25 protein-coding genes are annotated in these 22740 nt (G+C 48.1%); 16 read left to right on the forward strand and 9 right to left on the reverse strand.

Going from position 1 to position 22740, the window contains the following annotated elements:
* The first annotated feature begins 34 nt into the window (after positions 1 to 34).
* The 4 genes from leuS to nadD are packed head-to-tail and all read left to right on the forward strand — an operon-like array spanning position 35 to position 4926.
* Entirely contained in the window at positions 35 to 2617 is a 2583-nt protein-coding gene (leuS, locus tag M2387_RS13340; RefSeq protein ID WP_259050055.1) for a leucine--tRNA ligase, read from the forward strand.
* A 14-nt stretch (positions 2618 to 2631) separates the two neighbouring features.
* Positions 2632 to 3252, forward strand: coding sequence for an LPS assembly lipoprotein LptE (gene lptE, locus M2387_RS13345; RefSeq protein WP_259050057.1), 621 nt, complete (start codon positions 2632 to 2634; stop codon positions 3250 to 3252).
* A complete protein-coding gene (holA, locus tag M2387_RS13350; protein ID WP_259050059.1) occupies positions 3249 to 4280 on the forward strand; it encodes a DNA polymerase III subunit delta in 1032 nt (343 codons plus the stop codon). The genes lptE and holA overlap by 4 nt, the downstream gene beginning before the upstream one ends.
* Positions 4273 to 4926, forward strand: coding sequence for a nicotinate-nucleotide adenylyltransferase (nadD, locus tag M2387_RS13355; RefSeq protein WP_259050060.1), 654 nt, complete (start codon positions 4273 to 4275; stop codon positions 4924 to 4926). The genes holA and nadD overlap by 8 nt, the downstream gene beginning before the upstream one ends.
* Here the strand turns inward: nadD and cobD are convergent.
* Entirely contained in the window at positions 4898 to 5995 is a 1098-nt protein-coding gene (gene cobD / locus M2387_RS13360) for a threonine-phosphate decarboxylase CobD (protein WP_259050061.1), read from the reverse strand. The two genes, nadD and cobD, sit on opposite strands and share 29 nt — an antisense overlap.
* Positions 5996 to 6368: 373 nt before the next feature.
* Here cobD and rsfS point away from each other — a divergent pair, with 373 nt between their 5' ends.
* The 9 genes from rsfS to lipA all read left to right on the forward strand — a co-directional run bounded on the left by rsfS (position 6369) and on the right by lipA (position 15083).
* Positions 6369 to 6686: a ribosome silencing factor gene (gene rsfS, locus M2387_RS13365; protein WP_259050062.1), complete on the forward strand. Its 318-nt coding sequence runs from the start codon at positions 6369 to 6371 to the stop codon at positions 6684 to 6686.
* A 3-nt stretch (positions 6687 to 6689) separates the two neighbouring features.
* Entirely contained in the window at positions 6690 to 7160 is a 471-nt protein-coding gene (gene rlmH, locus M2387_RS13370; protein ID WP_259050064.1) for a 23S rRNA (pseudouridine(1915)-N(3))-methyltransferase RlmH, read from the forward strand.
* Positions 7161 to 7187: 27 nt separating this feature from the next.
* Positions 7188 to 9089, forward strand: coding sequence for a peptidoglycan DD-transpeptidase MrdA (gene mrdA, locus M2387_RS13375; RefSeq protein WP_259050066.1), 1902 nt, complete (start codon positions 7188 to 7190; stop codon positions 9087 to 9089).
* A 2-nt stretch (positions 9090 to 9091) separates the two neighbouring features.
* Positions 9092 to 10204 (forward strand): peptidoglycan glycosyltransferase MrdB, encoded by a 1113-nt coding sequence (gene mrdB / locus M2387_RS13380; protein WP_259050068.1) that lies wholly within the window; start codon positions 9092 to 9094, stop codon positions 10202 to 10204.
* Between the two features lie 16 nt (positions 10205 to 10220).
* Entirely contained in the window at positions 10221 to 11318 is a 1098-nt protein-coding gene (rlpA, locus tag M2387_RS13385; protein ID WP_259050076.1) for an endolytic peptidoglycan transglycosylase RlpA, read from the forward strand.
* A gap of 141 nt (positions 11319 to 11459) precedes the next feature.
* Entirely contained in the window at positions 11460 to 12671 is a 1212-nt protein-coding gene (gene dacA, locus M2387_RS13390; RefSeq protein ID WP_259050563.1) for a D-alanyl-D-alanine carboxypeptidase DacA, read from the forward strand.
* Between the two features lie 101 nt (positions 12672 to 12772).
* Positions 12773 to 13036 carry a DUF493 family protein YbeD gene (gene ybeD / locus M2387_RS13395; protein ID WP_259050077.1) on the forward strand — a complete coding sequence of 88 codons (264 nt, stop codon included), beginning with the start codon at positions 12773 to 12775 and terminating at the stop codon, positions 13034 to 13036.
* 103 nt (positions 13037 to 13139) lie between these two features.
* Positions 13140 to 13799, forward strand: coding sequence for a lipoyl(octanoyl) transferase LipB (lipB, locus tag M2387_RS13400; protein WP_259050078.1), 660 nt, complete (start codon positions 13140 to 13142; stop codon positions 13797 to 13799).
* Between the two features lie 318 nt (positions 13800 to 14117).
* Positions 14118 to 15083 carry a lipoyl synthase gene (gene lipA, locus M2387_RS13405; RefSeq protein ID WP_259050079.1) on the forward strand — a complete coding sequence of 322 codons (966 nt, stop codon included), beginning with the start codon at positions 14118 to 14120 and terminating at the stop codon, positions 15081 to 15083.
* Positions 15084 to 15159: 76 nt separating this feature from the next.
* Here the strand turns inward: lipA and tatE are convergent, their stop codons facing one another.
* Together tatE and M2387_RS13415 are read right to left on the reverse strand one after the other, a co-directional pair.
* A complete protein-coding gene (tatE, locus tag M2387_RS13410; protein ID WP_259050080.1) occupies positions 15160 to 15363 on the reverse strand; it encodes a twin-arginine translocase subunit TatE in 204 nt (67 codons plus the stop codon).
* Between the two features lie 101 nt (positions 15364 to 15464).
* A complete protein-coding gene (locus M2387_RS13415) occupies positions 15465 to 16277 on the reverse strand; it encodes a deaminated glutathione amidase (protein ID WP_259050084.1) in 813 nt (270 codons plus the stop codon).
* Between the two features lie 111 nt (positions 16278 to 16388).
* Here M2387_RS13415 and crcB point away from each other — a divergent pair, with 111 nt between their 5' ends.
* Positions 16389 to 16766: a fluoride efflux transporter CrcB gene (gene crcB, locus M2387_RS13420; protein WP_409040054.1), complete on the forward strand. Its 378-nt coding sequence runs from the start codon at positions 16389 to 16391 to the stop codon at positions 16764 to 16766.
* Positions 16767 to 16836: 70 nt separating this feature from the next.
* On the opposite strand, the gene cspE is transcribed toward crcB, so the two are convergent.
* Both cspE and pagP read right to left on the reverse strand, forming a co-directional pair.
* Positions 16837 to 17046, reverse strand: a complete 210-nt coding sequence (gene cspE, locus M2387_RS13425; RefSeq protein WP_012542460.1) for a transcription antiterminator/RNA stability regulator CspE — start codon at positions 17044 to 17046, stop codon at positions 16837 to 16839.
* A 200-nt stretch (positions 17047 to 17246) separates the two neighbouring features.
* Entirely contained in the window at positions 17247 to 17813 is a 567-nt protein-coding gene (gene pagP, locus M2387_RS13430) for a lipid IV(A) palmitoyltransferase PagP (RefSeq protein ID WP_259050565.1), read from the reverse strand.
* 642 nt (positions 17814 to 18455) lie between these two features.
* Between pagP and M2387_RS13435 the strand changes: the two genes are divergently transcribed.
* The gene (locus M2387_RS13435; protein ID WP_259050090.1) at positions 18456 to 19265 is read left to right on the forward strand and encodes a ribonuclease T2 family protein; all 810 of its coding nucleotides are present in this window, start codon (positions 18456 to 18458) and stop codon (positions 19263 to 19265) included.
* 195 nt (positions 19266 to 19460) lie between these two features.
* The gene (gene rnk, locus M2387_RS13440; RefSeq protein WP_259050091.1) at positions 19461 to 19871 is read left to right on the forward strand and encodes a nucleoside diphosphate kinase regulator; all 411 of its coding nucleotides are present in this window, start codon (positions 19461 to 19463) and stop codon (positions 19869 to 19871) included.
* Between the two features lie 106 nt (positions 19872 to 19977).
* Here rnk and ybcJ read toward each other — a convergent pair whose 3' ends face one another.
* The 4 genes from ybcJ to fdxH form a co-directional block, all read right to left on the reverse strand.
* Complete coding sequence (ybcJ, locus tag M2387_RS13445; protein ID WP_259050093.1) at positions 19978 to 20190, reverse strand: ribosome-associated protein YbcJ; 213 nt, start codon at positions 20188 to 20190, stop codon at positions 19978 to 19980.
* Positions 20190 to 21059 (reverse strand): bifunctional methylenetetrahydrofolate dehydrogenase/methenyltetrahydrofolate cyclohydrolase FolD, encoded by an 870-nt coding sequence (gene folD / locus M2387_RS13450; RefSeq protein WP_259050094.1) that lies wholly within the window; start codon positions 21057 to 21059, stop codon positions 20190 to 20192. The genes ybcJ and folD overlap by 1 nt, the downstream gene beginning before the upstream one ends.
* 148 nt (positions 21060 to 21207) lie before the next feature.
* On the reverse strand, positions 21208 to 21849 hold the full coding sequence (fdnI, locus tag M2387_RS13455) for a formate dehydrogenase-N subunit gamma (protein ID WP_259050095.1): 642 nt from the start codon (positions 21847 to 21849) through the stop codon (positions 21208 to 21210).
* Positions 21842 to 22729 (reverse strand): formate dehydrogenase subunit beta, encoded by an 888-nt coding sequence (fdxH, locus tag M2387_RS13460; protein WP_259050097.1) that lies wholly within the window; start codon positions 22727 to 22729, stop codon positions 21842 to 21844. Before fdxH ends, fdnI begins: the two co-directional genes overlap by 8 nt.
* Positions 22730 to 22740: the final 11 nt, after the last annotated feature.

Below are 22740 nucleotides of genomic sequence, written 5' to 3' on the forward strand. Positions count from 1 at the left end.
TAGCTGTCTTTCATAAACAGGACCACTGGCTGCCATGCAAGAGCTATATCGCCCGGAAGAGATAGAATCTAACGTCCAGCAACACTGGCAAGAGAAACGTACTTTTGAAGTGACCGAAGACGAAAGCAAAGAGAAATACTACTGCCTCTCTATGCTACCCTATCCTTCCGGCCGACTACATATGGGCCACGTTCGTAACTACACCATTGGCGATGTTATCGCGCGTTACCAGCGTATGCTGGGCAAAAACGTGCTGCAACCTATCGGCTGGGACGCATTCGGCCTGCCTGCCGAAGGTGCTGCGGTTAAAAATAAAACCGCACCCGCCCCGTGGACGTATGAAAATATCGACTACATGAAAAACCAGCTTAAAACGCTGGGGTTTGGCTACGACTGGAGCCGTGAACTGGCAACCTGTACCCCGGAATACTATCGCTGGGAACAAAAATTCTTTACCGAGCTGTTTAAAAAAGGCCTGGTATACAAAAAAACCTCAGCCGTTAACTGGTGCCCTAATGACCAGACAGTGCTGGCTAACGAGCAGGTTATTGACGGTTGCTGCTGGCGCTGTGATACCAAAGTTGAGCGTAAAGAGATCCCTCAGTGGTTTATTAAAATCACCGACTACGCTGACGAACTGCTGAACGACCTGGATACTCTGGACCACTGGCCAGAGCAGGTTAAAACGATGCAGCGTAACTGGATTGGACGTTCTGAAGGGGTCGAGATCACCTTTGACGTCGAAAATAGCGCTGAAAAACTGAAAGTTTATACCACCCGCCCGGATACCTTTATGGGTGTCACTTACCTGGCGGTTGCAGCGGGCCACCCTCTGGCTAAACAGGCCGCACAAACGCGTCCTGAAGTCGCTGAATTTATTGAAGAGTGCCGTAATACCAAAGTGGCTGAAGCAGACATGGCTACTATGGAGAAAAAAGGCATCGCAACAGGTATCAATGCCATTCATCCGCTGACCGGTGAAGCCGTTCCTGTCTGGGTTGCTAACTTTGTGCTGATGGAATACGGCACGGGTGCTGTGATGGCGGTTCCGGGCCATGACCAGCGTGACTGGGAATTTGCCACCAAATATAACCTGACTATTAAACCGGTTATTTTAAATGCTGATGGCAGCGAACCTGACCTGTCCAGTGCTGCGATGACTGAAAAAGGTGCCCTGTTTAATTCTGGCGAATTCAACGATCTGCCTTTCCAGGCAGCTTTCGATGCGATTGCAAATAAACTGGCAGCTAACGGCGTCGGCGAGCGTAAAGTGAACTACCGTTTACGTGACTGGGGTGTTTCCCGTCAGCGTTACTGGGGTGCGCCAATTCCAATGGTGACGCTGGAAGATGGTACTGTTATCCCGACTCCTGAAGACCAGTTACCGGTTATTTTACCGGAAGATGTCGTTATGGATGGCATAACCAGCCCAATCAAAGCCGATCCTGAGTGGGCAAAAACCACCGTTAATGGCCGACCTGCTCTGCGTGAAACCGATACCTTTGACACCTTCATGGAGTCATCCTGGTACTACGCGCGTTATACCTGCCCGGATTACGATAAAGGGATGCTCGACCCGAAAGCCGCTAACTACTGGCTGCCTGTCGATATCTATATTGGCGGTATTGAACACGCCATCATGCACCTGCTCTATTTCCGCTTCTTCCACAAATTGATGCGTGATGCCGGTATGGTGACCTCTAATGAACCTGCTAAGCAGCTGTTATGTCAGGGTATGGTTCTGGCCGATGGCTTCTACTACACCGGTAACAACGGCGAGCGTAACTGGGTTTCCCCAGCTGACGCTATCGTTGAACGTGATGAGAAAGGCCGTATTGTAAAAGCGCACGATCCGGAAGGCCGTGAGCTGGTCTACGCCGGTATGAGCAAAATGTCGAAGTCGAAAAACAACGGCATCGACCCTCAGGTTATGGTAGAACGCTACGGCGCTGATACCGTGCGTCTGTTTATGATGTTTGCTTCTCCTGCCGAAATGACGCTGGAATGGCAAGAGTCCGGTGTGGAAGGTGCAAACCGCTTCCTGAAACGCGTCTGGAGACTGGTTTACGAGCATACCAGCCGTGGTGCAGCCCCGGCACTGGATGTCGCTGCACTGAGCGAAGACCAGAAAGCACTGCGTCGCGATGTCCATAAAACCATTGCCAAAGTGACCGATGATGTAGGTCGTCGTCAGACCTTTAACACCGCTATCGCGGCTATTATGGAGCTGATGAACAAACTGACACGCGTCGATCAGGACGTTGATGCTAACCGTGCCATCCTTAACGAGGCCCTGTTAGCCGTGGTACCTATGCTTTATCCGTTCACTCCACATGCCTGCTTTGCTATGTGGCAGTCACTGGGCGGTTCTGGCGATATCGACAATGCACCTTGGCCACAGGCTGATGAGCAGGCGATGGTTGATGACTCTCGTTTAGTTGTCGTTCAGATCAACGGTAAAGTTCGCGGTAAAATTACCGTTCCAGCTGAAGCGACTGAAGCACAAGTTCATGAGCGCGCGTTGCAGGAACATCTGGTAGCAAAACATCTTGAGGGGGTAAGTATCCGGAAAGTGATTTATGTTCCGGGTAAATTGCTCAACTTGGTTGTGGGCTAAGCGCAGGAGGTAACGTGCGACATCCCTTTATCACTTTGCTCGTCGCCTTTGCGGTATTAATTACCGCAGGCTGTGGTTTTCATCTGCGTGGCACCACGCAGATCCCTGCCGGGCTTAAAACGCTTGTTCTCAACTCCAGCGACCCTAACGGGCCGCTGACGCGTGAAATTCGTCAGCAATTGCTGTTGAACGGCGTCACTATTGTTGACGATACAAAACCGGATACCGCTAAAGACGTTCCGTCTTTACGTATTCTGGGTTCAAGTCTGAGTAAAGATACTGCGTCAATCTTCCAGGATGGCCGTACCGCGGAATACCAAATGGTAATGACGGTAAGGGCTCAGGTTCTGATCCCGGGTAATGATATCTATCCTATCAGTGCCACCTCTTATCGTTCGTTCTTTGATAACCCGCTGACGGCCCTGGCGAAGGATGCAGAGCAAGACCTGATAATCCAGGAGATGTATACCAACGTCGCCCAACAGCTGATCCGCAAACTTCTCTCGGTAGATGCCGCAGAGCAAGAGTCGCATAAAAAAGAGACGCTGGCAGATGCAGAAAAAGGTAACACCGAAGCAGTAACTTCTCCGGCTCGGGTGTCGACAACACTTTCGGCAACTACCGGTAGCCAATGATTCGGTTGTATCCAGAGCAACTCCGCGCGCAGCTCAATGAAGGGCTGCGCGCGGCCTATCTACTGACTGGCAATGATCCCCTTCTGTTACAAGAAAGTCAGGATGCAATTCGTCAGGCAGCCCAGCTTCAAGGTTTTGAAGAACATCATACTGCTCAAATTGACACCAGTACCGACTGGCAGATGCTCTTTTCTCTCTGTCAGGAACTGAGTTTATTCGCCAGACGTCAGACGCTGCTGTTACTGTTGCCTGAAAATGGTCCGAACGCTGCCATCAATAGTCAGCTGGAAACCTTGGTGAGTCTGTTACATAGCGATATTCTGCTACTGGTTCGTGGTAATAAACTGACCAAAGCACAAGAAAATGCCGCATGGTTGTCTCAGATTGCCGAACGCTGTGTCCAGGTGAGCTGTCAGACCCCTGAACAGAATCATTTGCCTCGCTGGGTCGCTCAGCGGGCAAAACAGATGAATCTGACGCTTGATGATGCAGCAAATCAGCTGCTGTGCTACTGCTATGAAGGTAATCTGCTGGCGCTTTCACAAGCACTGGAACGCCTGTCGCTGATTTGGCCTGATGGTAAGCTGACACTGCCCCGCGTAGAACAAGCGGTGAGTGATGCCGCTCACTTTAGTCCTTTCCACTGGATTGATGCCCTGCTGGCAGGAAAGAGTAAGCGTACCCTACATATTCTGCGTCAGCTCCGCCTTGAGGCTAGCGAACCGGTTATTCTGTTACGCACTCTGCAACGTGAATTGCTCCAGCTGGTTCAACTCAAACGCCAGATGGCCTCTATTCCGCTGCGGACGTTATTCGATAAGCAACGGGTATGGCAGAATCGTCGCCCAATATTAACCGAAGCACTCAATCGTCTGACCTTACCCCAGCTGTATCAAGGGGTTCGTTTATTAGCGCGGATAGAACTGACTCTTAAACAAGATTATGGTCAGTCAGTCTGGGATGAACTGGAAGAGATTTCGCTGCTTATCTGCAACAAGGCCCTTCCTGAGGCGTTTATTCATGACTGAGACTCCTGCGATGTTGCAGGCTATCTATGGCGGAACCTTTGATCCTATTCATTACGGTCACCTTTTTCCGGTTACCGCCCTGGCAAAAGAAGTCTCGTTGCATCAGGTGATCATTATGCCGAATAATGTTCCACCGCATCGCCCCCAGCCCCGGGCGAGCAGTATTCAGCGCAAGCAGATGGTGGAACTGGCGATTGCAGATAACCCGTTATTTACTCTCGACTGCCGTGAACTGGAACGCTCCACCCCTTCCTGGACTGTCGAAACTCTGGAGCAAATACGCGCGGAAAAAGGCCATAATCAACCCCTGGCGTTTATTATCGGCCAGGACTCACTGGTTAGTTTACCCCGCTGGCATCGCTGGGAAGATCTGCTTTCACTCTGTCACTTGCTGGTTTGTCAGCGCCCGGGGTACCCACTCACTATGGATACCCCTGAATTACAACAATGGCTGGAACAACACTGCACTGACTCGGTTGATGATCTTCACCAGCAGCCAGCAGGCAAGATATTTATGGCTCCGACTCCGATGTATGATATTTCAGCCACCGCGATTCGTCAGCGTCTGGAGTCAGGTCTGGATTGCGATGACCTGGTTCCGGCAGCCGTTTTAGACTTTATTCGCCAGCAAGATCTTTATCGCTAAACACCTCGAGCAGCGCTGCCAGTAAGCTGTCATTATCAGCGACACTTTTTATTGCCACCCGATAATAACGGCCATCCAGCCCCGGATAGTTGGCGCAGCTGCGAATAAGGATTTTTCTTTTCAGCATCTCTTGTTGCAATGCCAGATCCGGTGAATCACAACGTATAAAGATATAGTTTGCCGCGGGTCTCCAGACCTGCAATCCCTCTATGGCTGAGAGTTGCCGGAAAAGGCGCTCTTGTTCCACTTTTAGCCAGGCATGGGTGGATTCAATATATTCCCGGTCATGAAAAACCCGTTCTCCGGCCAGGGCCGCAAAGGCATTAATTGTCCAGGGTTCACGGTGAGAGAGGATCCGGCTCACCGTCGCAATATCACTGCTTACCAGATAACCTAGCCGTAATCCTGGAATAGCAAAAAATTTAGTTACTGAACGTAACACATACAGCCGGGGATAATTTATCAGCAGAGGAATAAAGCCCGCCTCTTGCGGCATAAAATCAAGAAAGGCTTCATCTATTATCAGGGCAATATTCAGAGCGCGACAACGTTCAGCTATTAATATCAGCAGCGCGGCATCCGGCATTAAACCGGTCGGATTATTGGGGGTACAGAGAAATAAACAATCCAGGTCAGGCGTCAGTGCTGCCAGCAATTGCTCGTCAGGCTGCCACGATTGCTCTTCACTTAACCGATAGTCGCGAATATCGCAGCCAATGGCTTCCAGCGCTCGTCGATACTCGGCAAATCCGGGCGTCAGTAACAGCGCCCGCCTGGGAACCAGATATTTCACCAGGTTAAAGATCAATTCTGTCTCACCGTTTCCGGCCAGTATCCAGTCGGCAGGGACGTTATGATGTTGTGCCAGAGCTTGATGTAATTCCTGATAAGCCTCGTCCGGATAACGTTCCGCCAGAGAAAGGTTATCGATAATCGCCTGCTTTAATGAGACAGGCATACCTGCCGGATTGATATTGGCACTAAAGTCGAGCAGTTCACTGGCCTCAATACCTATAGATGCGGCAGCTTCTCGAAGATTACCGCCATGATTGCTGGTAAAAACCATCAATTGTCTCCTGAGGAAATTTACTCTCTTAATGATACACTTTGCCGGCAGCTTACAAACAAAATGAGAAAAAAAGAGAGCACGGGCGCACCCACTGTTTGATTTGATAAAATCTATGAAGGTAACGCCCAGGCAACTTGAAGTATGTTGACAGGTATTCTCAGACTGTTATGCTCCGCTGCCACTAATTCCTACCCGCAATATATTGCCATTCTGAAATTGTTTTACAAAAATGGCGATGCAAACTCTGCCTCGCAATGGGATGATATAGCGCAATGATGACTCAAGCCTTTAATGCAGAGTCAAAATAGCCCATCGTCTTGCGTGGTAAAGCCGTAGCGGGTCAAATAATACAATCATTCTCTCGGGAGGACTCTTGCAGGGTAAAGAATTCCAGGATTTCGTTATCGATAAAATCGATGACCTTAAGGGCCAGGACATCATCGCGATAGATGTCAAAGGTAAATCAAGTATCACCGACTGCATGGTCATCTGCACGGGAACTTCTAACCGTCATGTCGTGTCTATTGCTGAACATGTGGTTCAGTCAGCACGTGACATCGGACTTCGTCCAATGGGTGTGAAAGGGATTAATGCCTCTGACTGGGTCGTTGTCGACTTAGGTGAAGTCATTGTCCATGTTATGCAAGAAGAGAGCCGTCAACTGTACGAACTCGAAAAACTCTGGAGCTAAGGTGTGAAGCTGCAACTGGTGGCTGTTGGGACCAAAATGCCTGACTGGGTGCAAACCGGATTTACCGAGTATTTGCGTCGTTTTCCTAAAGATATGCCGTTTGAACTGGTAGAAATTCCAGCAGGAAAACGCAGTAAAAATGCTGATATCAAACGTATTCTTGAAAAAGAAGGCGAGATGATGCTGGCAGCTGCAGGTAAAGGAAACCGGATTGTCACACTGGATATTCCGGGACAACCCTGGGATACGCCACAGCTTGCCGTGCAGCTGGAACGCTGGAAGCTAGATGGCCGCGATGTGAGTTTATTGATAGGCGGCCCTGAAGGCCTGGCTCCGGCCTGTAAAGCAATGGCTGAACAAAGCTGGTCGCTTTCTGCGTTAACGATGCCTCATCCACTGGTACGCGTGTTAGTGGCTGAGAGTTTATACCGTGCGTGGAGTATCACCACTAACCACCCCTATCATCGTGAGTAACTCTGTGCAGGTTGTATCAGACGGCAAATGAAATTACAGAATTCTTTTCGCGACCATTCTGCTGAGTCGGCGCTTTTTGTGCGTCGTGCTCTGGTCGCCTTCTCGGTTATTATATTGCTAACGGGCGTATTGCTCGTCAATCTCTATCATCTGCAAATACTCCGCTTCAATGATTACCAGACACGTTCGAATGTGAACCGTATTAAACTGGTCCCTATTCCCCCGACGCGCGGGATAATCTACGACCGGAACGGTACGCCACTGGCATCCAACCGCATCATCTATCAAATTGAAATGATGCCAGAAAAAGTGGATGACGTGCAGGCCACGCTGGAATCACTTCGTTCAGTAATAGACCTTACTGACGACGATATCGCTAACTTTAAAAAAGAGCGGGCCCGTTCGCACCGTTTCACTTTAATTCCTATTAAAAACAATCTGACAGAAGTCCAGGTTGCACGCTTTGCCGTGAATCAGTATCGCTACCCGGGCGTCGAGGTTAAAGCCTATAAACGGCGATTTTACCCCTATGGCTCTGCGCTAACCCATGTGATTGGCTATGTTTCCAAAATTAACGATAAAGACGTTGAACGCCTAAAAAAAGATGAAAAACTGGCCAACTACGCGGCAACCCGCGATATCGGTAAACTGGGCATTGAACGCTATTACGAAGATATTCTCCACGGCCAGACAGGGTATGAAGAAGTTGAAGTGAATAACCGGGGACGTGTTATTCGTCAGCTTAAAGAGGTGCCTCCGGTAGCAGGTAACGATATTTATCTGACACTGGATCTGGAACTACAGAGTTATATTGAAACTCTGCTGGAAGGGAGCCGCGCCTCGGTTATTGTGACAGACCCGAACACCGGTGGCATTCTGGCGCTGGTTTCAATGCCAAGCTATAACCCAAACCTGTTCGTGGACGGTATCTCCACCAAGGATTACTCAGGTCTGTTAAATGACCCGAATACTCCACTGATTAACCGTGCGACTCAGGGCGTGTATCCTCCTGCATCCACCGTTAAACCTTATATTGCGGTATCAGCATTAAGTACCGGGGTGATTACCCGGAACACTTCACTCTTTGATCCCGGCTGGTGGCAGCTTCCAGGTTCAGAAAAACGCTATCGTGACTGGAAGAAATGGGGTCATGGACGCCTGAATATCACCAAGTCTATTGAAGAGTCTGCGGATACCTTCTTCTACCAGGTTGCCTATGATTTAGGTATCGATCGCCTCGGTGAGTGGATGAACAAATTTGGCTATGGCGAATACACCGGTATTGACCTGGCCGAAGAGCGTTCGGGTAATATGCCGACTCGCGAATGGAAAATGAAACGCTTTAAGAAACCCTGGTATCAGGGCGATACGATCCCCGTCGGAATCGGTCAGGGTTACTGGACTGCCACACCTATCCAAATGAGTAAATCGCTGATGATCCTGATTAATGACGGTATTGTCCGCGTTCCTCATTTGCTGATGAGTCGGGTTGAAAATGGTAAACAGATCCCCTGGGTACAACCCCCGGAAGAACCGGTAGGTGATATTCACTCAGGTTACTGGGAAATTGCTAAAGATGGTATGTATGGCGTGGCTAACCGTGCTAACGGTACCGGTCATCGCTACTTTGCCAATGCACCTTATAAAGCGGCGGTGAAATCAGGTACTGCACAGGTCTTCGGCCTGAAAGCGAATGAAACCTATAACGCCAGTAAGATTGCCGAACGCTTGCGTGACCATAAAATGATGATCGGTTATGCCCCTTATGATAAACCGAAATATACCGTGACCATTATTCTGGAAAATGGCGGAGCCGGCCCTGCGGTTGGCACAATGATGCGGCAAATTCTCGACCACTTAATGCTCGGGGATAACAATACCGTACTGCCTGCCGCATTACCGGGCGCATCAGCCGCAGAGGACCAATAGTTATGACCGGCAACTCAAATAAAAAGTCTATCTGGGATAAAATCCATCTCGACCCCACTATGCTGGCGACGATTGTGGCGCTGCTGGTATTCAGTGCGCTGGTCATCTGGAGTGCCAGTGGTCAGGATATGGATATGACCGAGCGCAAACTGGGTCAAATCGCAATTGGGTTTGTGGTCATGATAGTGATGGCGCAAATTCCACCGCGGGTCTATGAAGGCTGGGCGCCCTATCTCTATATTGTCTGTATTATTCTGCTAATCGCGGTTGATGTGTTTGGTGCTATTTCGAAAGGTGCACAGCGCTGGCTTGACTTGGGGATTGTCCGTTTTCAGCCTTCAGAGATCGCTAAAATTGCCGTTCCTCTGATGGTGGCTCGCTTTATTAACCGGGATGTTTGCCCGCCGTCGCTAAAAAATACCGGCATTGCCTTGGTGCTTATTTTTATCCCGACATTGCTGGTTGCCGCTCAGCCGGATCTGGGAACCTCTATTCTGGTTGCCTGTTCTGGATTATTTGTTCTGTTCCTTTCCGGCCTCAGCTGGCGGCTAATCATAATCGCGGCACTGCTGCTCGCGGCATTTATTCCGCTGCTGTGGTTCTTCCTGATGCATGACTATCAGCAATCACGCGTCATGATGTTACTTGATCCTGAAAGTGACCCTCTGGGCGCTGGCTACCATATTATTCAGTCTAAAATTGCTATCGGTTCCGGCGGTCTGCGCGGTAAGGGCTGGTTACACGGAACCCAGTCACAGCTGGAATTTTTACCCGAACGGCATACTGACTTTATTTTTGCCGTACTGGCCGAAGAACTGGGTATGCTGGGAGTACTGGTACTACTGGCGCTCTATATCTTACTGATTGCCCGCGGTCTGTTTATTGCCGCCCACGCACAAACCACATTTGGTCGTGTCATGGTGGGTGGCCTGATGCTTATCTTATTCGTCTATGTATTTGTTAATATCGGCATGGTTAGTGGTATCTTACCTGTTGTTGGAGTGCCTTTGCCCTTAGTCAGTTATGGAGGGTCGGCACTTATTGTGCTTATGGCTGGGTTTGGTATCGTGATGTCGATACATACCCACAGAAAAATGTTATCGAAAAGCGTTTAATTGGATGAGGGGCGCAATGGTTAAGCAATGGCTTGGAGTTTGTATCGCGGCAGCCTTACTGACGGCATGTACGTTAAATGATGATGGCCAGCAACCGACAACTCAGGTGCCACCGCAGGTCGTCTGTAATGGACCTGTTGTGGAAATTACCGGCCAGGAACCACGGTATGAAACACTGAATCCGTCGCTGAACCAGGATTATCGACGCGATGGCAAGCAGTATAAAATCGTGACTAATCCGGCAAACTACAGTGAAGCTGGATTTGCGGCTATCTATGATGGCCCGGTCGATGGCAACCTGACGGCTTCTGGTGAAGAATTTGACCCCGCTGCGCTGACTATTGCTCACCCGACGCTGCCAGTCCCAAGTTATGCTCGTATCACTAATATGGCAAATGGTCGTATGCTGGTGGTACGCGTTAATGACAGAGGCCCTTATGGCACCCGGGATCGCGTCGTCGCGCTATCACGCGCAACCGCAGACCGCCTCAATACTTCAAACAATACCAAAGTTCGTATCGATCCGATTATTGTCGCACCGGATGGCACCTTCTCAGGCCCGGGCATGGCATGTACTACCATGGCTAAGCAGACCTATGCTTTACCTACGCGCCCTGACTTAAATTCAGGCTTGGGAAGTGCATCTTCTTTCTCTGCGCCAGAGGTTGCACCAAATGACGTGCGCGCTATCAGTAATAGTACCTTGCAAAGCGACGACAGCATGGGTGCCCCGATTAAAAGTGGCGGTTTTTTAGGTGCTCCATCGCCTATGCCTGCGGGAATACTCGAACAACCTGAGCCCCCAGCTGCACCCGCCGTATCACAGCCTGCACCTGTAGTCAGCGCCGCCCCTGCTCAGCAAGCGACACCGACGCAAGCAACCGGACAGTATGTGGTACAAGTCGGAGCGGTCAGCGACAGCGCGCGTGCTCAGCAACTGCTGAACAAACTGAGTCAGCAATTTTCGACTCGCGGGGCAATTTCACAAAATGGGGCGATTTATCGTGTTCAATTAGGCCCATTCAGTCAGCGTAGTGACGCCAGTGCCTTACAGCAGCGTTTGTTGTCAGAAGCGCAGCAACAGTCTTTCATTACCAACGCGCCTGCACGCTAGTCGTTAACTGGCATCTGATGTTACGTAAAGGTTTGTAAGCTTCATTAACAAACTCGTAAGCAAAGTCAGATGCCAGCAAAAAACGCTTTTGCTATAGTGAGGCACATTCTTAATCCCATCACGGATGCCGTTGTTTTAACCATGATTACAGATTTCTCTATTCCTTTTGTGAAGCGCATCGCGCTCACCACTGTGCTGGCTTTTTCGTCTGTCGCAACTGTTCAGGCTGATGAAATAAACCTTAAAACAATGATCCCCGGCGTCCCGCAGATTGATGCTGAAGCTTATATTCTGATTGATGCTAACTCAGGAAAGGTTCTTGCTGAGTCAAATGCAGATACCCGTCGTGATCCCGCCAGTCTGACCAAAATGATGACCAGCTATGTCATTGGCCAGGCAATGAAAGCCGGTAAGTTTGATGAAAACTCCATAGTTACCATTAACCAGGATGCCTGGGCTACCGGAAACCCGGTATTTAAAGGCTCCTCGCTGATGTTCCTTCAGCCAGGTATGCAGGTTCCTGTCAATAAACTGATTCGTGGTATTAATTTACAGTCCGGCAATGATGCCTGCGTTGCTATGGCTGACTTTGTTGCCGGCAGCCAGGACGCCTTTGTGGGTCTGATGAACAGCTATGTGGGTGCATTAGGACTGAAAAATACGCACTTCAAAACCGTGCATGGTTTAGATGCGGAAGGTCAGTACAGTTCAGCGCGTGATATGGCGCTAATTGGCCAGGCGTTAATTCGCGATGTTCCTAACGAATACTCTATCTATAAAGAAAAAGAATTTACCTTCAATAATATTCGTCAGACTAACCGCAATGGCTTGCTCTGGGATACTACTCTCAAAGTTGACGGTATCAAAACCGGACACACTAATGCAGCAGGCTATAATCTGGTCGCTTCCGCAACCGAAGGCGACATGCGTCTGATCTCTGCAGTTCTCGGCGGTCGAACCTTTAAAGGCCGTGAGTCTGAAAGTAAGAAATTACTGACATGGGGTTTCCGCTTCTTTGAAACGGTTTCACCGTTAAAAGCGGGCAAAGAGTTTGCGTCTGAACCTGTCTGGTTTGGTGATAACGATCGTGCAGCTCTTGGCGTCGATAAAGACATTTATCTGACGATCCCACGTGGTCGCTTGAAAGATCTGAAAGCGAGTTATGTCCTGAACTCTCCTGAGCTGCATGCTCCGTTGCAGAAAAACCAGGTGGTCGGTACCATTAACTTCCAGCTGGATGGCAAAATCATTGAACAACGTCCGTTAGTAGTCCTGCAAGAGATGCCTGAGGGTGGTTTCTTCGGCCGGATGATAGACTATATTAAACTGACATTGCATCACTGGTTCGGTTGATATCAGCCGACTTGAAAAATCGGAATTGAGCCCCATATATTCTGTAATAGAGAAACTCCTGCTTCGTCAGGAGTTATTATTTTAAGGTAGCGGGAGCGACCATGAAAACCAAACTGAACGAATTACTGGAATTTCCAACGTCCTTTACTTATAAAGTGATGGGCCTTGCGCAACCAGAGCTGGTTGACCTGGTGGTTGAAGTTGTTCAGCGCCATGCACCGGGTGACTATACGCCTGATGTGAAACCAAGCAGCAAAGGAAACTATCACTCAGTCTCTGTGACCATCAATGCCACCCACATTGAACAGGTTGAAACGCTGTACGAAGAGCTGGGTAAAATAGAAATTGTCCGCATGGTACTGTAATTCTGCTATCCCGGCTTCCGGCCGGGATAGCTAACACGGCTATTTTTGCTTTTCCTGATGCTTTGATATACTCCCTCACCTTTTGTTTTCCGGGGACGCTGTTTTGTCTCAAGATACCCTTCTAATCCGTAATCTCGGCTTACAGCCTTACGAGCCTGTATCCACGGCTATGCATGAGTTCACTCATCATCGCGGGGAAAGCACTCCTGACGAAATTTGGCTGGTAGAACATCCGGCAGTGTTTACTCAGGGACAAGCAGGAAAGGCTGAGCATATCCTGTTATCTGGCGATATTCCTGTGGTACAAAGCGATCGCGGAGGGCAAGTCACTTATCATGGCCCGGGCCAGCAAGTCGTTTACCTGTTGCTCAATCTCAAACGCCGTAAGCTCGGTGTACGAGAGCTGGTTACCGTTCTGGAACAAACCGTCGTCAATACTCTGGCAGAGTTTTCTATCACGGCCTACCCCCGCGCAGAAGCACCAGGGGTATATGTCGATGGTCGCAAAATTTGCTCACTCGGTTTACGTATTCGTCAGGGTTGCTCTTTTCACGGTCTGGCCCTGAATATCAATATGGACTTGTCACCCTTCTTACGGATTAATCCTTGCGGTTATGCCGGAATGGAAATGACACAAGTTAGTCACTTTGTGGAAAACATTACACCTGCCGAAGTACAGCCTCGTCTGGTTGCTAACCTGATTGCGTTACTGAATAATCCACCCTATATCTACTCAGAAAATGACGATCCCTTAACTGTCTGATCCCAGTTATAGTCAGGCTATCCTGCCTTAATTCACGTCCCTTCCCCACTGATAAATGAGAATGGGACGTAGTTACTATGATTATTATTTTCTGGCGAAAAAGTATGTGTCATAAGGTGCCCAAAACTGCGTCATGGCACAGACAGCACACAACAATTCATTTACAATTCTTTCGCTATTTACTGTCACGGCTTACTGATTCTGCCTTGCGCTGATGATATACTCCGCGGCATACGTTAAAAAATAATTGATATTTGCAACATTTGCTTGAAATTCAATTAGCCTGACTTAAGTATCCGCAACGGGAACCCGTACCGTATGAGTAAACCTATTGTGATGGAACGCGGCGTTAAATATCGCGACGCTGATAAAATGGCTCTGATCCCAGTTAAAAACGTGGTGACAGAGCGCCAGGAGATTTTAAGAAAGCCAGAGTGGATGAGAATTAAGCTTCCCTCTGACTCAACCCGGATTCAAGGTATTAAAGCGGCCATGCGTAAAAATGGCCTGCACTCTGTGTGTGAGGAAGCATCCTGCCCGAACCTGGCAGAATGCTTTAACCACGGAACCGCGACCTTTATGATCCTTGGTGCTATTTGTACCCGTCGCTGCCCATTCTGCGATGTGGCACACGGCCGTCCAGTGGTACCTGATGCCAATGAACCGGCAAAACTGGCACAGACTATCTCTGACATGGGCCTGCGTTATGTGGTTATCACATCGGTTGACCGTGACGATCTGCGCGATGGCGGAGCTCAGCATTTTGCTGACTGTATTCGTGAAATTCGTGCTAAAAACCCGACGATAAAAATCGAGACTCTGGTCCCTGATTTCCGTGGTCGTATGGACAAAGCGCTGGATATCCTGGTCGAAACACCACCAGACGTCTTTAACCACAACCTGGAAAACGTACCACGAGTCTATCGCCAGGTTCGTCCGGGCGCTGATTACAACTGGTCGCTGAAGTTACTGGAGCGTTTTAAAGAAGCGCACCCTCATATCCCAACGAAATCCGGTTTAATGGTTGGCTTAGGCGAAACCAATGCGGAGATAGTGGAAGTGATGCGTGACTTACGCCGTCATGGTGTCACCATGCTGACGTTAGGCCAGTATCTGCAACCTAGCCGTCACCACTTACCGGTACAGCGTTATGTGAGCCCGGATGAGTTTGACGAAATGAAAGAAGAAGCAATGGCGATGGGCTTCACACATGCGGCCTGTGGTCCGTTTGTGCGTTCTTCTTACCATGCAGATTTGCAGGCTAAGGGTATGGAAGTTAAATAATCAGGTTATGGCTTCTGGCTGGTACTGTTAAAAAACGGCTCAATATCTGTTGAGCCGTTTTTTTTATCCGACAAAATCAATGTTTGTTATCAATTTGTCCGGCAGGTGTGTCTGCGCGAGTATCAGAAGGTTTTACGGCTTCATCTTCAGCCATCGCTTTTTTAAAACCTTTAAGAGCCGAACCGAGATCGCTTCCCAGAGTCCGTAATTTTTTGGTTCCAAACAACAATACAATCAGCACACCGACCACCAGCAACTTGGTAATACTAATCTCACCCATACTTACCTTCTTTTAAGAAACACGCCGCAATAACGGCTGACAGGAACGCTCTTTATTAACCGTTATCCTGTATCACGACACAATTTTAATCTGTAACAAAATTAATCGTCTTTATCTGATACCTGATTCACCAGTTGAGGTGCGGCAAAACGACGGTTCTTCAGCACCGGTAACATCTCGCGAACCTTAACTAGCCGCTGCCTGTCCAGAGTGGCAAAAATCAATGCCGGAGACTCAGCACCAGCCGAGATGGTCACGCCTAACGGGTCAATCACACGGCTCTGGCCAATGTTCTTATTTCCACACTCACCTGATGCAACAACATAGCAAGTCGTATCCAGAGCGCGTGCAGTCAGTAAGGTTTCCCAGTGTTTTTCTTTATGCGGCCCCCTTAACCAGGCCGCAGGCAGAGCCAGGACTTCAGCGCCTTGTAAAGCCAGCGCTAATGCCTGATCCGGAAAACGAAGGTCATAACACGTCATCAGCCCGATACTCATACCTTCCACAGTGATAATCGGCGCAATATCATCTCCTGCATCAACCAGGCGGGACTCCTGAACATTGAAAGCATCATAAAGGTGTATCTTGTGATATTTTATAATCACCTCACCTGCCCGCACCGCAATCAGAGTGTTGGCGGCCCTTCCCGGAGTAGTTGGTGTATGCAGCGTCAGAACCGTCGTCAGGTTATTATGGCGGCTGGCCTCGCATAGTTGAGTAACATAAGCGCCATCCAGTGGCTGAGCTGATTGAACGGATAAATCAGGCATATCATCCTGACGTGCCAGTACCGCTTCAGGCAATACCAGTAATGAAGCACCAGCTTCTGCTGCCTGTGCCATCAGATCGGTACAGACACTGACATTGTCTTGCCAGCGAGGACCGACCGCAAACTGCCCTACTGCAACTTTCATATACTCTCCAAAAACCCAATGGGCATGATTTGAGTCGACTCATTAGCAAAAAAAAGATTTGGCGCTTACACTCTTTGAAAATGTTATCAGAAAGGATAGCTTGTGATACAGATGGCTTGTGCAGTATTTATCGGTGGGGGTATTGGCAGCGTTGCTCGCTGGTTATTGAGTGCTAAATTTAACTCAACAAATTTGGCTATTCCCATGGGCACCTTGATTGCTAACCTGGTGGGCGCATTAATTATTGGTCTGGCATTTGCGCTTTTCACCCGTTTTAGTCATCTTGACCCGATATGGAAGATACTCATTACTACCGGATTTTGTGGCGGGCTGACAACCTTCTCCACTTTTTCATATGAAGTTGTCGTTTTAATGCAGGAAGGACGTCTGGCATGGGCGGGGGTAAATATCCTGCTAAACCTTGCAGGTTCATTTCTTATGACGGCCTTTGCTTTCTGGCTGGTCAGTTCGGTGACGACGCATCAGTAACTGGATAATCATTAAATTAGCGCGAAAAAAAACCCGCCTTAGCGGGTTTTTATATTCTACTGGTAGTAGCTTAGATAGCCATTACGTTTGCAGCAGAAGGGCCTTTGGCACCGTTAGTGATTTCAAACTCAACGCGCTGGCCTTCAGCCAGGGTTTTGAAACCATTGCTCTGGATTGCAGAGAAGTGTACGAATACGTCTTTGCTGCCATCTTCCGGAGTGATGAAGCCAAAACCTTTGGATTCATTGAACCACTTAACGTTACCTTTAATCTTAGACATCAAAATTACCTTTACATTAAAAAACGACACAAATGCTGTGTCCTGCTTAAGTACAACAATTGTAGTAGGCTTTGTCCAGCCAATAATTGCTAAAAAGTGATAAAAATCTCTAATTTTTTGTCACAGTCAGCATTAACCATTGTATTTAAAGGGTTATGGAAAATCCACTTATCTGTAGAGAAATCAAACCTCAATCACATTTAGAACTGAAAACGCATCCAGGCAAAGTAGACATTACCGTTGTTGTAAGTTCCGGGGATATAGGTCATCTGGAAGATTGCCGGGCCATAGCCGACAGAAGCCAGGGGTAATACCAGTGGAACAGGGATATATTTCCAGTTGTCACGCGCAGTAAAGCCCGCCGTATACCCAAGTCCGAGATGGAAATTTTCGTCTGACAGTGGTCGCCAGGTTTTCTCCCAGCCATAGCCCCCGATAGGCTCCCATTTATTAAATGAGTCTTTGAAAGCCATAAGATAAAGACCATGCCAGTTACCTTTATCATCCCAGCGAGACTGCCCGAACCCTGCACCCCATGGACGTTCATTGTAGCCGTCAGTTTTCTCTTTGCTGTAAGCAAAACGCGCATGCCAGGTAATAGCCGGCACGTAGAGATCATAGTGCTGTGGATTTTTCCAAGTCTCAGAGACTTCAGCGGAAAATTTATCCCAGACACCCGTAAACAAGCCCTTCTTTGCAGCCTGGCTTTCTGGGGTCACAATCATCAGCGATGACACTAAAGTCAGCGCTAAGGGAAGTCGATGCATATGTGTCACGTCGTTATTACCGTATAAATAGCAAACTTAATCTTGAGTAAATTATATCGTAATAAAAACCCACAGTGCAGCCTGATATCAAAAAAACATCCTGAAAAGTAATGCTTTTATCTGTGAGAGGAGATCAAGCGGGTAGGATAATGATGGTTGTCAGAACCCTCATTTGCAGTGATTGCCGCATATTATATGCTGATAAGATAATTGCCCATCAAAAAACCTAACAAAATGATAAATAAAACATTTAATGCATTATGTTGCTAAATTTACGCCAATACTGCCGCTAATTAACAGTGACAAGTAAAAAGATAAATAATCCTTATCACCCTCGCTGGCAGTTAACGCACTCATCAGTCGTAATCACTTATCAGAGTAATCCCGTCCCGGAAACGAAACACTTGGTAACAAAAAGAAAATAATGGCAACACAAAGCCATTCTTTACCTATACTCATAGTTGTTTTTATTTTTTAGCACGTTATATCTTCGTACATAAAATATAATTGTACAAATAAATCAGTCATTAAAAAGAAAATAAATATCAAAAATGAATATTACCTAAATAAGTCTCTGAGTTACTGCCAGCAATTGATAATTTCATGCTTAAATAGCAGTACTATTTTTATGGATAAAGATAAATGATAAACATTCGCGGACGTTATGCACTATTACTTATTCTTCTCTTTTTTATCAGCAAACCTGCGCAGGCTGAAGCACTTGAAGCCGGAAAATATTCAGATTTCAGCCATTATACGCTGGCCTTATCCTGGCGAACAGGCTTCTGCCACCAGCAGCATGACAGCTATAAAAAAGAATCGAAATACTGTAAAAATCAGAAAAAAACCGCCGATAAAGGTTCATATATCACGGTTCATGGACTATGGCCAAGCTTGCCAGAATCGATTGCCGCCCGGGGAGTTGATGAAAAACGCTGGATACTCTATGGCTGTGCTACACGCCCACTGCCAGATATGCCAGAAGTTAATCCATCTAATAAATGCAATGCGCCTTTAACCGGGATATCACTTGAAGTTGCTTCCAGACTCGCTGACGTGATGCCTGCTGCTGGAGGGGATTCATGTCTTGATAGATATGAATATGCCAAGCATGCCTCCTGTTTTGGTTTCAACCCAAACGATTATTTCGATACTATGGTGCGCTTAAGTAATGAGGTCAAACAACAAAAGTTGGGACATTTTATCCAGCAACATTACGGAAAAATCGTCACCAGAGAGGAATTTAATCGTGCAGTAAAAGAAAGCTGGGGCGATAATGCCGTGCAAGCCATTAAATTAAACTGCCACGGTAATCCTGCTTATCTGACCGATATTCATATAGCACTGCGAGCAGATAAAATAAACCAGCCCTTACACAGCACTTCCTTTGCCCCTCAGAAGTTCCAGGGCAACTGCAGCAACAGTTTTCGTCTTGATGCTTCAGGTTATTGAAGCATAATATCGCCTTAAACTGACGTTTTAAGTCATCTTTACGCAGTAACTGGGATAAATGTGACTTACCAGACTTCCAACTGTGCGCTAAGCTCAGTATCATCTTAACAGAGCTGACCCTCATCGATTCCGGTGAGGGTTTTTCTTTATAACGTTTTCATTAGATAAGTGAGCGTTTTTTACACGGGGAAAATTATGTCCAGACCTGCCATCATTATTAACGAACTCGATGCCGAACGTCTCGATAGTCTGCTGGAAAAACCACAGTATGCTAAAACTCCAGTGGCAGAAATGCTGAATGCAGAATTGGATCGCGCTGAGATGTGCAGCCCGGGAGATATGCCTGCCAATGTGGTATCGATGAACAGTCGCGTAAAATTCCGCGATCTCACATCCCAAGAAGAGTTTGTGCGCACCCTGGTTTATCCGGCTAACCTCACCGACAGCGATAAGCAACTGTCCGTTATGGCTCCAGTAGGAGCAGCCTTACTGGGACTGCGAGTGGGTGACACGATTAACTGGGACTTGCCTAATGGTAATAAAACCCATCTGGAAGTACTGGAACTGCAATACCAGCCGGAATCAGCTGGCGAATTTCATCGCTAAATCCCGCCTCCCCTTCTGACCCGGAGGGGAAAGTGACACATCAGCGTGGATCTTTACTCTGAGAGAAAGGCGGATAGTCGTTAAACTATCCACCTGACGACTCTTGTCAAGCCTGAACAGTGATGCTCAGGCTGGCAAAAGTGACCGTCTGACCCGCAACAATTTTACAGCGTTTACGGGTTTCTACTACACCATCCACTTTTACCAGACCTTCAGCAATCATTGCCTTTGCCTGTGCACCGCTTTCACTCCAGCCTTCAAGCTTGAGTAAATCGCAGAGTTCTACGTGAGGGTGTTTACCTAACTCGAAGATAGCCATCAGAGCTCTCCATCAACATCATGATATTCCTCGCATGCCTGCAAGGTATTTTCTATAAGCGTCGCAACCGTCATCGGCCCCACACCACCTGGAACTGGAGTAATAAATGATGCTCTGGCTTCCGCTTCGGCATAATTAACATCACCAACTACTTTGCCATTTTCCAGACGGTTGATTCCGACGTCCATTACAATGGCGCCTTCTTTTATCCACTCACCAGGAATAAAACCTGGTTTACCTACTGCAACAATCAACAGATCGGCGTTCTCAACATGATGACGCAGATTTTTGGTAAAGCGATGTGTGACAGTCGTGGTACAACCCGCCAGCAGCAACTCCATACTCATCGGACGGCCGACTATATTCGAAGCGCCAATCACTACAGCGTTTAAACCACGGGTATCGATATTATAACGCTCAAGCAGAGTAACAATGCCGCGCGGAGTACAAGGGCGCAGGCGTGGTGCACGCTGACATAAACGACCTACGTTGTAAGGATGGAATCCATCAACGTCTTTATCCGGATTAATACGTTCCAGAACCTTCACATTATCAATACCGGCAGGTAACGGCAGCTGCACCAGAATACCGTCAATTGCCTGATCCGCATTCAGGGTATCAATCAATGTCAGTAGTTCAGCTTCACTGGTCGTCGCAGGTAAGTCATATGAACGTGAAATAAAACCTACCTCTTCGCAGGCTTTACGTTTACTGGCGACATAAATCTGTGAAGCCGGATTCGCCCCCACTAAAATCACTGCCAGACCCGGAGCACGTTTCCCTGCCGCAACACGTACCTTTACCTTTTCGGCAACTTCGTGGCGTACTTGCTGCGCAATCGTTTTACCATCAATAATCTTCGCTACCATCGAGAGAAAATTCCGTCTGTAATCTACAAGAAAGGGGGATGCCCGCTATTTTGTCAGACTCGCGCGCTGCTGTCAGGTTCTGATCTGGATTTATGCTCAATTGTTGCGCAGGTGATGCGGCCACTGCTGAGAAGCGGCCGCATTATTGTTATTTTTTAGTCTCTTCTTCAGTCGCCTCAACTTCACGATACCAGCGAGGATGGTGTTTCTTCGCCCAGCGCCGACTGACTTTACCCTCAATCATGCCTTTAATTGAGCCTTTCACCCAGAAGGCCATATAGATATGGATCAGAATGGCATGAATAATCACGATAGCCACCGTCGCGTGGATTAGAAGACTCCAGCGAACAAAAGTAATCGAGAAGTAATCGGCAAAGTAAGGTCGCCAGATAATAATGCCGGTCACCAGCAAGACAAAAATCAGGCTCATGATGCTCCAGAACATCATTTTCTGGCCTGCGTTGTATTTGCCCACATCCGCGACTTTATGTTCATTGCCCTTAAGCACTTCGACAATCCCTTTAATCCAGGGAAGATCCTGTTTATCCGGAATATTGTAATGAACAAAACGCATAAACATAAACACCAGTAAGATGAAGATCAGCACCCCGAAGAAGGGATGGAGAATTCTTCCCATTTGTGGGGTACCAAATGTCTCGGTCAGCCATTGCAGCGTAGGGAAAAATAACGCGATACCGGAAAGCGCGACTAAAAAGAAACAGATAACCACAGTCCAGTGACAGGCACGGTCGATAAACTTGGTGCGCAGGATCATTTTGCTTTTACTCATGGTCGTCCTCCTTTTCGTCATCATCCGTCTCTTTATTTGGCCCTACCCCCACATAGTGGAATATCAGTGCCGCAAAGGTGGCAATGAATCCAACGGCGGAAAGCGGTTTGAGAATGCCTTTCCACAAATCAACGGGTGTGGCGAGCTTCGGATCCGCGGGGAGATGATGATAAAGCTCTGGCTGGTCCGCATGATGGAGTACATACATCACATGCGTTCCACCGACGCCCTGCGGATTGTAAACACCGGCGTGGGTATAACCGCGTTTTTGAAGCTGTGCCACGCGACTTTCCGCTACATTCAGCATCTCTTTTTTAGTCCCAAACTGAATGGCACCGGTCGGGCAGGTTTTCACGCAGGCGGGTTCTTGGCCGACGCTGACCCGGTCAACACAGAGAGTGCATTTGTATACACGGTTATCGTCAGGATTCAGCCTCGGGATATTAAACGGACAGCCCGCGATGCAATATCCGCAACCAATACACTGCTCAGACTGAAAATCGACAATCCCGTTAGCATATTGAATAATCGCGCCTGCTGACGGACAAGCCGCAAGGCAGCCGGGATCGGTACAATGCATACAGCCATCTTTGCGGATAAGCCACTCCAGCTTATCGTTTTGCGTCGTTTCGCTAAATCGCATCACCGTCCAGGATTTCGCGCTGAGATCCATAGGGTTGTCATAAACGCCATGACAGCCCCCCACTTCATCGCGGATATCGTTCCACTCGGAGCAAGCAACCTGACAGCCTTTGCAGCCAATGCAGGTGGTAACATCGATGAGTTTTGCCACTTCAGCACGGAAATCCCGTACCCGGGGCGGAGGCGTCATCCCATTCGTCGCTGAACGCCTGATAATATCTTGTGATTGCATAGACATGAGTCCCCTCC

This window comes from Klebsiella sp. BIGb0407, from assembly GCF_024807845.1.
Classification (GTDB): domain Bacteria; phylum Pseudomonadota; class Gammaproteobacteria; order Enterobacterales; family Enterobacteriaceae; genus JGM124.